Here is a 13,564-nt window from a genome sequence, read left to right on the forward strand (position 1 = left end):
CGCCGGAACGGGCCGAGCGAAAGAGATGAGCCATGAGAACTCGACGAGCCGCACTTGTCGGAGCACTGGCCGCCGTGTCGATGATCGCGGTCAGCGCCTGTGGCGCCACCGCCGACAAGGAGGAGTCCGGGGGCACGGGCGGGGCCGACAAGCCCTTGACGGGCCTTCGCCTCATGGTGCCGAACACGCCGGGCAGCGGTTACGACCTCACCGCCCGCACCGTCACCCAGGTCATGCAGGACACCGACATCGCCTCCGGTGTGCAGGTGTTCAACCTGCCCGGCGCCAGCGGCACCGTCGGCCTGCAGCGCCTGGTGAACGAGAAGGGCAACGGCAAGATGGCCATGCAGATGGGCCTGGGTGTCGTCGGAGCCTCGTACACCTCCAAGTCGGAGGCGACGCTGACCGACACCACGCCGATCGCGAAGCTGATCGAGGAGGCCGGCGCGATCGTCGTGCCGAAGGACTCCCCGTACAAGACGATGGACGACCTCGTCACCGCCTGGAAGAAGGACCCCAAGAAGCTCGCCGTGGGCGGCGGTTCGTCGCCGGGCGGACCCGACCACCTGCTGCCGATGCAGCTGGCGAAGGCCGTCGGCATCAAGCCGAAGGACGTCAACTACGTCTCCTACGACGGCGGCGGTGAGCTGCTTCCGGCCATTCTCGGCAACAAGATCGCCTTCGGGGCGAGCGGCTTCGGCGAGTTCCTCGACCAGATCGAGGCCGGCCAGGTCCGCGTCCTGGCGGTGACGAGCGAGAAGCCGATCGACGCGCTGAAGGACGCCCCGACCCTCAAGGACTCCGGCATCGACCTGGTCTTCACCAACTGGCGCGGCATCGTGGCCCCTCCCGGCATCACCGCCGAGCAGGAGAAGAGCTGGGTCGACTCGATGACCAAGATGCACGACTCGGACGAGTGGAAGGCGCAGCTGGAGAAGAACGGCTGGGTCGACGCCTTCGTCGCCGGTGACGAGTTCGGCACCTTCCTGACCGAGCAGGACAAGGCGGTCGCCGACCTGCTGACCGAGCTCGGTCTGGCATGAGCTCGACGGTGGAGGACCGGACCGTGGAGGACGCCCCTCCACCCCGGGAGGGCGGGGACCGCGCGCAGTACGGCGTGTGCGTGTTCCTCGCCCTGCTGGGCACCGCAGTGATCGTGGACGCCCTCGGCATCCCGCACATCACCAGCGGCACCGACCCGGTCGGCCCGCGCGCGGTCCCGCTGATCCTGGGCACGCTGCTGGTGCTGCTCGCGGCGCTGTACGCCGTCGACGTGGCCCGGGGCGGCCACGGTGAGCCGGAGGCCGGCGAGGACGTCGACCTGTCGGAGGGCGCGGACTGGCGCACGGTGGCACTGCTGGTCGCGGTGTTCGTGGCGAACGCGCTGCTCATCGAGCGGCTCGGCTGGGTGATCAGCGGCGGCCTGCTGTTCTGGGGCACGGCGTTCGCGCTCGGCAACCGCCACTACGTCCGCAACCTGCTGATCGCCGCGACGCTCTCCCTGACGACCTTCTACGCCTTCGCGATCGGCCTCGGCGTGAACCTCCCCGCCGGTGTCCTGCAAGGAATCCTGTGAGGCCGCGATGGACAACCTGAACAACCTCATGCAGGGCTTCGCGGACGTCATGGCCCCGCTGAACCTGCTGCTCGCCCTGGTCGGCGTGGTCATCGGCACCGCGGTGGGCGTGCTGCCGGGCATCGGCCCGGCGATGACGGTGGCGCTGCTGCTGCCCGTCACCTACGGCATGGAGCCGGTGCAGGCGTTCATCATGTTCGCGGGCATCTTCTACGGCGGCATGTACGGCGGCTCGACGACGTCGATCCTCCTCAACACCCCCGGCGAGTCGTCGTCCGTGGTCACCGCCATCGAGGGCAACAAGATGGCGAAGGCGGGCCGGGCCGCCCAGGCGCTCGCAACGGCGGCGATCGGCTCCTTCGTGGCGGGCACCATCGGCACCCTGCTGCTGGTGCTGATCACCCCGTTCGTCGTGGACTTCGCGGTCAGCCTGGGCGCCCCCGACTACTTCGCGCTGATGCTGCTGTCGTTCATAGCGGTGACGTCGGTGCTGGGCTCGTCCCGTATCCGGGGCTTCATCTCCCTCCTGCTGGGCCTGACGATCGGCCTGGTCGGCATCGACTCGGTGTCGGGCCAGCAGCGACTCACGCTCGGCATACCGCAGCTGGCCGACGGCATCGACGTCGTCGTGGTCGCCGTCGGCATCTTCGCGGTCGGCGAGGCGCTGTGGGTGGCCGCGCATCTGCGGCGCAAGCCGGCCGAGGTGATCCCGGTGGGCCGCCCGTGGATGGGCAGGCGGGACTGGAAGCGGTCCTGGAAGCCCTGGCTGCGCGGGACGGCGTACGGCTTCCCGTTCGGGGCGCTGCCGGCCGGCGGCGCGGAGATCCCGACCTTCCTGTCGTACGCGACCGAGAAGCGGCTGACCAAGCACCCCGAGGAGTTCGGCAAGGGCGCGATCGAGGGCGTGGCGGGCCCGGAGGCCGCGAACAACGCCTCCGCGGCGGGCACGCTGGTCCCGATGCTGGCGATCGGGCTGCCGACGAACGCCACGGCGGCCGTGATGCTGGCGGCCTTCCAGTCGTACGGCATCCAGCCGGGGCCCCTGCTCTTCGAGCGCGAGGCGAGCCTGGTCTGGGTCCTGATCGCGAGCCTGTTCATCGGCAACCTGCTGCTGTTGCTGCTGAACCTGCCGCTGGCCCCGGTCTGGGCGAAGCTGCTCCAGATCCCGCGGCCCTACCTCTACGCGGGCATCCTCTTCTTCGCCACGATGGGCGCCTACGCCGTCAACGCCCAGCCTCTCGATCTGTTCATCCTCCTCACCCTGGGCCTCCTGGGCTTCGCCATGCGACGCTTCGGGCTGCCGGTCCTGCCGCTGATCGTCGGCGTGATCCTGGGCCCGCGCGCGGAGCTCCAGGGCCGGCGCTCCCTCCAGCTGTCCGGCGGTGAACTGTCGGGGTTGCTGGGCGGGCCGGTGTCGTACACGGTCTACACGGCGATCGCCCTGGTCCTGGTGTGGCCGCTGATAGGCCGGTTCGTCAAACGTCCCCTGTCCCGTGAGGGAGTACGAGCATGACCATCCTGGTGGGATACGTCCCCTCCCCCGAGGGCGAGGCGGCCCTGCGCGCGGCGATCGACGAGGCCCGCCGCCGCGACGAGAAACTGCTGGTGGTGAACACGACCCGGGGCGACTCCCTGGTCGACTCCCGCTTCGCCCAGGAACCCGACCTGACCCATGTCCGTGAGGACCTCGCGGCCCTGGGTATCGACTTCGACGTCCGTCAGGTGCTCGGCGCCCGCGACGCCGCCGAGGAGATCATCGACCTGGCGGAGACCAAGAACGTCTCCCTGGTGGTGATCGGCCTCCGGCGGCGCAGCGCGGTCGGCAAGCTGATCATGGGCTCGGCGGCCCAGCAGATCCTGCTGGGCGTGGACTGCCCGGTCCTCGCGGTGAAGGCGGAGGGCTGAAATGCTCCTGCGGACCTTCGGCTGGTCGTTCGCCGTCACGGCGCTCGGCCTCGCCTTCGCCGGGTGGCAGTGGGGCTGGGAGGCGTTCGGGATCGTGCTGATCCTGGCCGTCCTGGAGATCTCGCTGTCCTTCGACAACGCGGTCGTCAACGCCGGGATCCTGAAGCGGATGAACGCCTTCTGGCAGCGGATCTTCCTCACCGTCGGCATCCTGATCGCCGTCTTCGGGATGCGGCTGGTCTTCCCGGTGGTGATCGTCGCGATCAGCGCCAAGGTGGGCCCCGTCGAGGCGGTCCGGCTCGCTCTGGACGACCCCGACCGCTATCAGGACCTGGTCACCGACGCCCATCCGGCGATCGCGGCCTTCGGTGGCATGTTCCTGCTGATGATCTTCCTCGACTTCGTCCTGGAGGACCGCGAGATCAAGTGGCTGGCCTGGCTGGAGCGCCCGCTCGCGAGGCTCGGCAAGATCGACATGCTGGCGGCGTGCCTCGCGCTCGTCGCCCTCCTGGCCACGGCGTTGACCTTCGCCACGCAGGCCCACGTGAGCACCGGCCACGCGGACAAGGCGAGCACCGTCCTGCTTTCCGGGGTCGCGGGGCTGATCACCTACCTCGTGGTCGGGGGCCTGTCCGGCTACTTCGAGGACCGGCTCGAACACGAGGAGGAACACGAGCACGAGGAGGAGGAGAAGGCCAGGTCCGAAGGCCGACCCATGGTTGCCCTCGCCGGCCGGGCGGCGTTCTTCCTCTTCCTCTACCTGGAGGTCCTGGACGCGTCCTTCTCCTTCGACGGCGTGATCGGCGCCTTCGCCATCACCAACCACATCTTCTGGATGGCGCTCGGCCTCGGCATCGGCGCGATGTACGTCCGCTCCCTCACGGTCTACCTGGTCCGCCAGGGCACCCTCGACGACTACGTCTACCTGGAGCACGGCGCCCACTACGCCATCGGCGCCCTCGCGGCGATCCTGCTGATCACCATCCAGCACCAGATCAGCGAGATCATCACCGGCCTGATCGGCGTCGTCCTGATCGCCGCGTCCTTCCTGGCCTCCGTCCGCCGCAACAAGGCGCTGGAGGCGGCGGGAGCGCGCGAGCCGACGCCGGACGACAGTGACGCGAAGGACGAGAAGGCGGAGGTGCAGTCAGGAGCGTGAGAGGCCGGCCGGGCTCCCGGGCGGGACACGAGGCGTGATCTGGGACAAACGTGGCCTACGACATAGGCGTTTTCGCCCGATTATGGCTAGCTGGATGTGTTTGCCTCCGTCGATCGCCCGCCCGGGAGACCCATGCGCCTGCGCGCCCCCTCCGTCCCGCGAACCTTCTCGGCTCGCCGGATCACCTCGCTTCCGCCCCTGGCCCTGGCCGGCGGCGCCCTCACCGTCGGCATCGGCGGCCTGTATCTCGCCGGGCTGCTGGTCGCGGGCGGGGACATAGAGCACGGCACGACGGTGCGCGGCGTGGACATCGGGGGCCTGAGCCGCGCGGAGGCCGTCAAAAGGCTGGAGGACCGGCTGGGCCCGGCCGACGCCCGCGACCTGAGGGTGACGGTCGGTGACCGCAGGACCACGGTCGAGCCGCGGCAGGTGGGCATCACCTTCGACTACGACAGGACGGTGGACCGCGCGGGCCGCACCGAGAACGCCGACCCGTTCAGCGTGATCGGCGGCCTCTTCAGCTCGGGCGGCGCGGTCGAGCCGGCCGTACGCGTCGACGAGGACAAGGCCCACGCCACCCTGAAGAGGATGGCGAAGGCGCTCGACCAGAAGGTCCGGGAAGGCGCCGTCACGTTCGACGACGGCCAGGTGAGGCCGGTCACCCCGCAGAGCGGCTACGCCCTCGACACGGACGCCGCTGTCGACCCCCTGCGCGACGCCTTCCTGAAGGGTGACGCCAAGGCCGTCACGGCCCTGCCCACCCATGAGACGAAGCCCAAGGTCACCGAGCGGGAGCTGCGCCGGGCGGTGCGCGAGTTCGCGGAACCGGCGATGTCGGCGCCGGTCACCCTCAGCGTGGCCGACCGGCGCTTCGCGATCGAGCAGCCGGTGCTGGGCGAGCACCTGACGATGCGCGCGGACGACGCCGGCCGGCTCACGCCGAAGCTGGACGCCGAGGGCTTGCGCGCCGACCCCGCGGTGGCCCGCGCCCTGTCCGGCCTGCCCGCCCGGGCACACAACGCCGAGCTGCGTCTGGTCGGCAACCGGGTCGGGGTGGCCGAGGACGGCCGGGCCGGCCATGTCGTCACCAACAAGGCGCTGGGCAAGGCCGTACTGCCGCTGCTCACGCAGCGGGGCGCCGCCCGCAGCGGCGAGGTCGCCACGCTGGTGGCCGAGCCGCAGGTGACCCGCGCGAACGTCGAGCGGCTGGGGCTGCGGGAGGAGATGTCCTCCTTCACCGTCAACTTCGAACCGGCGCCGTACCGCACGAGGAACATCGGCCGGGCGGTGGAGCTGATCAACGGCTCCGTCGTCATGCCGGGCAAGACCTGGAGCTTCAACAGGACGGTCGGCGAGCGCACCGAGGCCAACGGCTTCGTCGAGGGCGTGATGATCCTCAACGACGAGTTCACCAAGGCCCAGGGCGGCGGTGTCTCCGCCGTGGCCACGACCGTCTTCAACGCGATGTTCTTCGCCGGCGTCAAGCCCGTGGAGCACGGCGCCCACTCGTTCTACATCGAGCGCTACCCGGAGGGCCGTGAGGCGACCGTCGCCTGGGGCAGCCTGGACCTGAAGTTCAACAACGACTCGGGCAACGCCATCTACATCCAGGCCCGCTCCACCGACTCCTCCGTGACCATCTCCTTCCTCGGCACCCGCAAGTACGACGACATCGGCTCCATCAAGGGCCCGCGCACGAACGTGAAGCAGCCGGAGCGCAAGGTGAGCACCGACGAACGGTGCGTCCCGCAGACTCCGTTGGAGGGCTTCGACGTCACCGTGCAACGCGTCTTCGTCGTCGGCGGCGACGTGGTGAAGCGCGAGCCGTTCCGCACGCACTACGACCCCCGCGACGAGATCGTCTGCGAGTGACGCCCCGGGCGGGAGCCCGGTCCGGCTCGTGGGCCGATCGTGTGGCGTGCCCCGTCGAACACGGCCGCGTGGCGCGCCGGTCTGCCGCCCCCGCGGTGCCGGGTGCTTATGTCGGGGCGCGCTTGCGTTCCGATACGCCGAAGGAGAGACCGTGGCGGCAGGAAGTGTCGAGAACAGCGGCCCGGTGATGGCCGCGCAGCTGCTGAAGGGCCAGAAGGCCCTCGTCACCGGTGCCAACTCGGGAATCGGCCTGGCGACCGCCGTCGCCCTGGGCCGGGCCGGAGCGGACGTCGTGGTGAACTACGTCGTCGGTCAGGACGAGGCCGAGCAGGTCGTGGCACAGATCAAGGACTTCGGGGTCCGTTCCTACGCCCACCAGGCCGACGTCTCCGACGAGGCGGACGTGGTCGCCATGGTGGCGCGGATGGTCGAGGAGTTCGGCACCATCGACATCATGGTGGCCAACGCGGGGCTCCAGCGGGACGCGGCCGTGGTGGACATGACGCTCGCCCAGTGGCAGAAGGTCATCGACGTCAATCTGACCGGCCAGTTCCTGTGCGCGCGCGAGGCCGTCAAGGAGTTCATGCGGCGCGGAGTGGTGGAGGAAGTGTCCCGGTCGGCCGGGAAGATCATCTGCATGAGCTCGGTCCACCAGCTCGTTCCGTGGTCGGGGCACGTGAACTACGCCTCCTCCAAGGGCGGTGTCAGCCTGCTGATGCAGACCCTCGCCCAGGAGCTGGCCCCCCACCGCATCAGGGTCAACGCGGTCGCCCCGGGCGCGATCCGCACCAACATCAACCGGGACGCCTGGTCCACCCCGGAAGCCGAGGCCGACCTGCTGCGCCTCATCCCCTACCGCCGGGTCGGCGATCCGGACGACATCGCCAACGCCGTCGTCGCCGTGGCGTCCGACCTGCTCGACTACGTCGTGGGCACCACGCTCTACGTCGACGGCGGAATGACCCTCTTCCCCGGCTTCGCCACCGGGGGCTGATCCCCGATGCAGGATCACGTCACGCCCCGCCGGGTGGTGATCCTCGGCGGGGGGTTCGCGGGGCTGTTCGCGGCCCGCGCGCTGCGCCGGTCGCCGGTCGCGGTGACCGTCGTCGACCGGCGCGCCCACCACCTCTTCCAGCCCCTGCTCTACCAGTGCGCCTCCGGAATCCTCTCCGAGGGACAGATCGCACAGCCGCTCCGCGACGTTCTGCGCCGCCACCACAACGTGCGCTGCCTGCTCGCCGAAGCCACCGACGTGGACGTGCAGGCCCGGCTGGTCCACCTGCGCCTGCCCGACGGCAGGGCCATGGAGCTTCCCTACGACGACCTGATCGTCGGCGTCGGTATGCGGCAGTCCTACTTCGGCCACGACGAGTTCGCCGCCCACGCCCCGGGCATGAAGACGCTGAACGACGCGCTGGACATCCGTCGGCGGATCTACCAGGCGTTCGAGATGGCCGAGACGGCCACCGGCGCCCGGGAACGACAGCAGTGGCTCACCTTCGCGCTGGTCGGCGGCGGGCCGACCGGTGTCGAACTCGCCGGGCAGATCAGGGAGATCGCCGGCCACACACTGGAGCGCGAGTTCCGCACGATCGACTCCGCCGAGGCGCGGGTGCTGCTCTTCGAGGGCTCCGACGAGGTGCTCAGCGCGTTCGGCCGCCCCCTCGCCGAGCGCGCGGCCCGAACCCTGCGGGGACTGGGGGTGGAGCTCCACCTCGGCACGAGGGTGACCGACATCGATGCCCACGGTCTGATGGTGCGTCACAAGGACGGCGCGGTCACCAGGTACGAGGCACGCACCGTGCTGTGGACGGCCGGGGTCGAGGCGCCGCCCGTCGCCACCGCGCTGGCGCGGGCCACCGGCGCCACCCAGGACCGGGCCGGTCGCATCGCCGTCGAGCCCGATCTCACCCTCCCCGGCCACCCGGAGATCCGGGTCACCGGCGATGTGATGAGCCTGGACAAGCTGCCCGGTCTGGCCGAGGTCGCCATGCAGTCGGGTGCCTACGCCGGCCGGGCCGTGCGCCACGCGGTGGAGGGCCGGACGAAGAAGCCGAAGCCCTTCAAGTACGTGGACCTCGGCAGCGCCGCCTATATCTCCCGGGGCCGGGCCGTCCTCAAGACCGGCCCGCTGCACCTGTCGGGTGTGCTCGGCTGGCTCGCCTGGCTCTTCATCCACGTGGCCTTCCTGACCGGCTTCCGCAGCCGGCTGGGAGCCGTCCTCAGCTGGTCCGTGGCGTTCGCCACCAACGCACGGCGTGAACGTGCCTTCGCCATGTCCGACGCCGACGCACCGGCCGAGCCGGCACCCGAGCAGAAGGCGCCCTCGCCGTCTGCCTGACCGTTCCCCGCAGACCTTCGAGGCGCACATGCTCAGCACAGCGGCCCTTCTGGCGGACACCCCGCCCCAGCTCCTGCCGGCCCGGGAGTTGATGGCGTTCACCCTGGCCTCGCACATCCTGCTCGTCCCGTTCGGTGTGGCACTGCCGTTCATCACGGTGCTCATGCACTACCGGGCGCTGCGCCGCGACGACGCCGTCGCCCTGCAGCTCGCGCGGCGCTGGTCGGCCGTGATGGCCGTCCAGTTCGCCATCGGCGTCGTCACCGGCACCGTGCTGTCCTTCGAACTCGGGCTGCTGTGGCCCGGCATGATGGGTCGTTGGGGCGACGTCTTCGGCCTGGGCTTCGGCGTCGAGGCCTGGGCGTTCTTCCTGGAGGCGATCCTGATCGCGATCTACCTCTACGGCTGGCACCGTCTCAAGCCCTGGACCCATTTCTGGCTGGCGGTGCCGCTGCCGCTGACCGCGCTGATGGGGGCGTTCGGGATCATCGCGGCGAACTCCTGGATGAACACGCCGCAGGGGTTCCGGCTGGACGCCGACGGCAATCCCGTCGACGTCGACGTACGTCAGTCGATCTTCACTCCGATCTTCGGCCCGGAGTACTGGCACTTCGTCGTCGCGATGTTTCTGACGGCCGGTTATGTGGTCGCCGGCGTGTACGCGGTCGGCTGGCTACGGGGGCGTCGTGACCGGTATCACCGGCTGGGCTTCACGCTCCCCTTCACGGTGGCGGCGATCCTCACGCCCGTGCAGTTCATGCTCGGTGACTCGGCCGCGCGTGCCGTGTTCCACAAGCAGCCGGTCAAGTTCGCGGCCATGGAGCTGGTCTGGAAGACGGACACCCACGTCCCCGAGTACCTGTTCGGGCGGCTGAACTCCGACGGGACGATCTCCGGCGGACTGAAGGTCCCCCAACTGGACTCCATCCTGGCCGGCTTCAAGCCCAGCACCAAGGTCACCGGACTGACCTCGGTACCGGCTGCCGACCGCCCGAACGCCGTCCAGGCCACCATCGCCCACTGGGCCTTCGACATCATGGTCACCATCGGCAGCCTGCTGATCCTGCTCGCGCTCTGGTACGGCTGGTGCTGGCTGCGCCACCGGGACCTGCCGCGCAGCCGCTGGTTCTTCCGCTGCGCGGCGGTTGCCGGCGCCGCGTGCCTGGTCACCGTGGAGTGCGGCTGGATCGCCACCGAGGTCGGCCGACAGCCCTGGATCGTCTACCACCACATGAGGGTCTCGGAAGCGGTGACCGACACCGGCGCCGGATCGCTGTGGGCGATGCTCGGCGTCGTGATCGTCGTGTACGTGGCCGTCTTCGCCTCGTTCCTCGCGGTCGTGCTGAAGATGCGCACCCGTTGGCGCATCGCCGACGAGAGCCTGGTCGCCGCACCACCCCCTGAGGCCGACACCCCTTACGGGCCGAGGAGCGAGCCCGAGTCCGCGTCGGCCGGGCGCGCGGGCGGTGCGTCCTGATGGCCGATCTCATCGCCTGGGTCATGGTCCTCGCGATCGCCGCCTACGCCTGCGCCGGCGGTACCGACTACGGCGCCGGCTTCTGGGACCTCATGGCCGGGGGCGCGGACCGCGGCAAGCGGCCCCGCTGGCTCATCGATCACGCGATGGCGCCGGTCTGGGAGACCAACAACGTCTGGTTGATCTTCGTCTTCGTCGTCATGTGGACCGGTTTTCCGACCGTGTTCCAGGCGGTCTTCGAGGCGATGTGGCTGCCGCTCACGCTCGCGGCGGTCGGCCTGGTCCTGCGCGGTGCCGGGTTCGCCCTGCGCAAGCCCGCCCGGCGCCTGGCCCGACGGCGGCTCTACGGTGCGATGTTCGCCGTCGCGTCACTGCTCACGCCGTTCTTCCTCGGGGCGGTCCTCGGCGGCATCGCCGCGGGCCGGGTGAAGGTCGGGACGACCGCCTCCGCGGACGCCTGGGCCCACCCGGTCTCCGTCCTCACGGGTCTGCTGGCCATCGCGGCCACCGCGTTCCTCGGGGCGGTGTTCCTGTGCGCCGACGCCCGCCGGTTCGGCGCCGACGACCTCGTGGACTACTTCCGGCTCCGTGCCTTCCTGGCCTTCGGCGCCGTCGTCGTCCTGGCACTCATCGCCCTGCCCGTCACCCGCAGTGACGCCAGGTATGTCTGGGACGGCCTCACCGGAGGATGGGGCCTGTGCCTGGTCGTCCTGGCCGGGGTCTGCGGTCTTGCGACGGTACTGCTCCTGCTGCGCCGGGAGTACCGCTGGTGCCGCTACACCTCGGTGGGCAGCGTGGCCCTGGTCGTCTGCGCCTGGGGCCTCGCCCAGCGGCCCTACCTGCTGCCCACCTCGCTGACCGTGGAGCAGGCGGCCGGCGCCGCTCACACCCTGCGCTGGCTGGCCCTCGTCACCCTCATCGCGATCGTGCTGGTCGGCCCCGCGCTGGTCCTGCTCTACCGGCTCGACACCCTGGGCAGGCTGGAGCCGCTCACCGACGCCGACACCCGGGCCGCCCGGGCACCCGGGGACGACCTGTAGCGGCGTCAGCGCAGCCGGGCGGCGATCTGGTCGCCGACGCGCAGGGCGTTCGCGATGGCCGTCAGTGACGGGTTGACGGCTCCGATGCTCGGAAAGAAGCTCGTGTCGACCACGTAGAGGTTGTCGAGCTCGTGGGCCTTGCAGTGGACGTCCAGCGCCGAGCCGGCCGGGTCGTCGCCGAACCGTACGGTGCCGGCCTGGTGCGCCGTGGCGCCGATGGGCATGCCCTTGTGCAGGTAGATGCTGTGCGACAGCAGATGGTGCTCGTGAAGCCCCAAGCGGCTCAGCATCCCCTGCAGTTTGTGCTGGAGGCGCGTAAGCCCGGCGATGTTGTTCTTCTCGTCGAGCGCCAGATGGATGGCGTCGTTGCCGTCCAGGGTGACGCGGCTCTCGGGCAGCGGGAGGTCCTCTCCGCAGAGCCAGAAGTCGACGGCGTGGTGCGCCAGCATCTCGAACGGCATGTCGGGCGCGGCCGCGCCGGCCCAGCGCGGTGCCTCTCCATGGATCTGGTCGGCGTCCGACTTGCCGAGCATCTGGATGCCACCGAGCGGATAGTCCCAGTCGTCCGCGCCCAGATACCAGTCGTGCAGGGCAAGGGTCTTCTGGAACTTCGTGGGGTTCGGCTCCTTCGACACCGCCATGAGGGCGAGATTGTTGTGCCGCATGTAGTGGCGTCCCACCACGTCGGAGCCGTTGGCCAGGCCGTTCGGATGCCGTTCGTTGGCCGAACGCAGCAGCAGCACGGCCGAGTTGACCGCACCGCAGGCGACGACCACGATGTCGGCGCTGAACCGCTCGGTCGTTCCGTCCCCGAGCTCGGCCACGACCCTGGTGACGGTGTTCCCGCTCGCGTCGGTCTCCAGGCGTCGTACGTTGGCGCCCGTCACCAGCGAGACGTTGCGGTGCTTCAGCGCCGGATCGACGCAGATGACCTGCGCGTCCGACTTGGCCCCGACCAGGCACGGGAAGCCGTCGACGCGGTCGCAGCGGATGCAGACACTGGAGTGCGTGGCCCGGCCGTCGTCGTCCTGGGTGAGGTTGACGCCGATGGGCAGATGGAAGGGGTGCAGCCCCTCCTTCTCCAGGTCGTCGCTGAGCTGCTGGATACGCGGCTCGTGTGCCACGGGCGGGTGCGGGTAAGGACCGCTGGCGGGGCCCTCGGTGGGGTCCTCGCCGTGCCGGCCGTGCACCAGGTAGAGCTGCTCGGCCTGGGTGTAGTACGGCTCCAGATCGTCGTAGCGGATCGGCCAGGCCGGTGAGATGCCGTCGTGGTGGCGCAACTCGCCGAAGTCCTCGGGCCGCAGCCGGAACAGGGCGGCGCCGTAGAACTTGGTGTTGCCCCCGACGTAGTAGTTCACCTCTGGGGGGAACTCGTTGCCGTGCTTGTCGTACCAGAACTCGGGGGCACGGTACTTGCCCTTGACGAAGACGGCGGTGGAGTCCCAGTTGTCCCGCTCCCGCGGCAGGTAGTCGCCGCGCTCCAGGATCAGGATCCGCTTGCCGGTGGGAGCCAGACGGTGGGCGAGTGTGCCGCCGCCCGCTCCCGTACCGATGATGACGACGTCGTAGTGCTGATCGCCGGCCATGCGAAGGTCCTGTTCTAGGGAATATTCAGTACCTTCGTTCACGCTAAGGGGCGGTTCCGGTACCGGCGACTCGGCGAAAGCCGGACCGGCGCCCGTTCACCCGAGCGCTCGCAGGGCGTGCGCCGCCCGGTCGACGACGGCCCGCGGGTCGGCTGCCGCGTCGACGGTGAGCCCCGGCTCGTCCGGTCGCAGCGGCTCAAGGGTGGCGTACTGGGACTCCACCAGCCGGGCCGGCATGAAATGACCCGTCCGTCCGGCGACCCGTTGACCGGCGGACACCGGGTCGAGGGTCAGATGCAGGAACCACACGCCCGCGCCCGCCCCGCGGAACATGTCCCGGTACTCGCGTTTCAGGGCCGAACACGCCATCACCCCGCCCCGGCCGGAGTCGGTCGCCGCCCGGATCCAGGCGGCGAGGGACACCAGCCACACCCGGCGGTCCTCGTCGTCGAGTGGGCGGCCGGCGGCCATCTTGGCGCGGTTCGCGGGCGGGTGCAGGTCGTCCGCCTCCAGGAAGGGCAGCCTCATCCGTCGCGCGAGCAGTCTGCCCACGGTGGACTTCCCCGATCCCGAGACACCCATGACCACGACGACCGCGATCATCCTGA

At 70.1% G+C, this 13,564-nt stretch carries 12 protein-coding genes; 10 read left to right on the top strand and 2 right to left on the bottom strand.

Annotation, left to right across the window (positions count from 1 at the left end; genetic code table 11):
- The first annotated feature begins 32 nt into the window (after nucleotides 1-32).
- From OG254_RS15885 to OG254_RS15930, 10 genes are all read left to right on the top strand, one after another.
- Nucleotides 33-1,043 carry a Bug family tripartite tricarboxylate transporter substrate binding protein gene (locus tag OG254_RS15885; protein WP_405582161.1) on the top strand — a complete coding sequence of 337 codons (1,011 nt, stop codon included), beginning with the start codon at nucleotides 33-35 and terminating at the stop codon, nucleotides 1,041-1,043.
- Entirely contained in the window at nucleotides 1,040-1,576 is a 537-nt protein-coding gene (locus tag OG254_RS15890) for a tripartite tricarboxylate transporter TctB family protein (protein ID WP_405582164.1), read from the top strand. The genes OG254_RS15885 and OG254_RS15890 overlap by 4 nt, the downstream gene beginning before the upstream one ends.
- Before the next feature lie 7 nt (nucleotides 1,577-1,583).
- Nucleotides 1,584-3,089, top strand: a complete 1,506-nt coding sequence (locus tag OG254_RS15895; protein ID WP_405582167.1) for a tripartite tricarboxylate transporter permease — start codon at nucleotides 1,584-1,586, stop codon at nucleotides 3,087-3,089.
- Nucleotides 3,086-3,481: a universal stress protein gene (locus tag OG254_RS15900; RefSeq protein ID WP_405582170.1), complete on the top strand. Its 396-nt coding sequence runs from the start codon at nucleotides 3,086-3,088 to the stop codon at nucleotides 3,479-3,481. The genes OG254_RS15895 and OG254_RS15900 overlap by 4 nt, the downstream gene beginning before the upstream one ends.
- A gap of 1 nt (nucleotide 3,482) precedes the next feature.
- Complete coding sequence (locus tag OG254_RS15905) at nucleotides 3,483-4,640, top strand: DUF475 domain-containing protein (RefSeq protein ID WP_405582172.1); 1,158 nt, start codon at nucleotides 3,483-3,485, stop codon at nucleotides 4,638-4,640.
- A 132-nt stretch (nucleotides 4,641-4,772) separates the two neighbouring features.
- Nucleotides 4,773-6,512 (top strand): VanW family protein, encoded by a 1,740-nt coding sequence (locus tag OG254_RS15910; protein ID WP_405582175.1) that lies wholly within the window; start codon nucleotides 4,773-4,775, stop codon nucleotides 6,510-6,512.
- A 187-nt stretch (nucleotides 6,513-6,699) separates the two neighbouring features.
- A complete protein-coding gene (locus tag OG254_RS15915) occupies nucleotides 6,700-7,506 on the top strand; it encodes an SDR family oxidoreductase (protein WP_405595018.1) in 807 nt (268 codons plus the stop codon).
- Between the two features lie 6 nt (nucleotides 7,507-7,512).
- The gene (locus OG254_RS15920; protein ID WP_405582178.1) at nucleotides 7,513-8,853 is read left to right on the top strand and encodes an NAD(P)/FAD-dependent oxidoreductase; all 1,341 of its coding nucleotides are present in this window, start codon (nucleotides 7,513-7,515) and stop codon (nucleotides 8,851-8,853) included.
- A 28-nt stretch (nucleotides 8,854-8,881) separates the two neighbouring features.
- Nucleotides 8,882-10,330, top strand: coding sequence for a cytochrome ubiquinol oxidase subunit I (locus OG254_RS15925; protein ID WP_405582180.1), 1,449 nt, complete (start codon nucleotides 8,882-8,884; stop codon nucleotides 10,328-10,330).
- Nucleotides 10,330-11,370 carry a cytochrome d ubiquinol oxidase subunit II gene (locus OG254_RS15930; protein WP_405582182.1) on the top strand — a complete coding sequence of 347 codons (1,041 nt, stop codon included), beginning with the start codon at nucleotides 10,330-10,332 and terminating at the stop codon, nucleotides 11,368-11,370. Before OG254_RS15925 ends, OG254_RS15930 begins: the two co-directional genes overlap by 1 nt.
- 5 nt (nucleotides 11,371-11,375) lie before the next feature.
- On the opposite strand, the gene OG254_RS15935 is transcribed toward OG254_RS15930, so the two are convergent.
- Both OG254_RS15935 and OG254_RS15940 read right to left on the bottom strand, forming a co-directional pair.
- Nucleotides 11,376-12,956 (bottom strand): GMC oxidoreductase, encoded by a 1,581-nt coding sequence (locus OG254_RS15935; RefSeq protein ID WP_405582184.1) that lies wholly within the window; start codon nucleotides 12,954-12,956, stop codon nucleotides 11,376-11,378.
- Nucleotides 12,957-13,052: 96 nt separating this feature from the next.
- Nucleotides 13,053-13,559 (bottom strand): gluconokinase, encoded by a 507-nt coding sequence (locus tag OG254_RS15940; protein ID WP_405582187.1) that lies wholly within the window; start codon nucleotides 13,557-13,559, stop codon nucleotides 13,053-13,055.
- Between the last annotated feature and the right edge of the window lie 5 nt (nucleotides 13,560-13,564).

The sequence above is a fragment of the Streptomyces sp. NBC_01092 genome, assembly GCF_045039535.1.
In the GTDB taxonomy this organism is placed as follows: Bacteria; Actinomycetota; Actinomycetes; order Streptomycetales; family Streptomycetaceae; genus Streptomyces.

Coding starts and splice junctions, on each gene's coding strand:
- OG254_RS15920 (WP_405582178.1), top strand. CDS start 7,513: ATGCAGGATCACGTCACGCCCCGCCGGGTGGTGATCCTCGGCGGGGGG.
- OG254_RS15940 (WP_405582187.1), bottom strand. CDS start 13,559: ATGATCGCGGTCGTCGTGGTCATGGGTGTCTCGGGATCGGGGAAGTCC.
- OG254_RS15915 (WP_405595018.1), top strand. CDS start 6,700: ATGGCCGCGCAGCTGCTGAAGGGCCAGAAGGCCCTCGTCACCGGTGCC.
- OG254_RS15910 (WP_405582175.1), top strand. CDS start 4,773: ATGCGCCTGCGCGCCCCCTCCGTCCCGCGAACCTTCTCGGCTCGCCGG.
- OG254_RS15890 (WP_405582164.1), top strand. CDS start 1,040: ATGAGCTCGACGGTGGAGGACCGGACCGTGGAGGACGCCCCTCCACCC.
- OG254_RS15925 (WP_405582180.1), top strand. CDS start 8,882: ATGCTCAGCACAGCGGCCCTTCTGGCGGACACCCCGCCCCAGCTCCTG.
- OG254_RS15895 (WP_405582167.1), top strand. CDS start 1,584: ATGGACAACCTGAACAACCTCATGCAGGGCTTCGCGGACGTCATGGCC.
- OG254_RS15905 (WP_405582172.1), top strand. CDS start 3,483: ATGCTCCTGCGGACCTTCGGCTGGTCGTTCGCCGTCACGGCGCTCGGC.
- OG254_RS15930 (WP_405582182.1), top strand. CDS start 10,330: ATGGCCGATCTCATCGCCTGGGTCATGGTCCTCGCGATCGCCGCCTAC.
- OG254_RS15885 (WP_405582161.1), top strand. CDS start 33: ATGAGAACTCGACGAGCCGCACTTGTCGGAGCACTGGCCGCCGTGTCG.
- OG254_RS15935 (WP_405582184.1), bottom strand. CDS start 12,956: ATGGCCGGCGATCAGCACTACGACGTCGTCATCATCGGTACGGGAGCG.
- OG254_RS15900 (WP_405582170.1), top strand. CDS start 3,086: ATGACCATCCTGGTGGGATACGTCCCCTCCCCCGAGGGCGAGGCGGCC.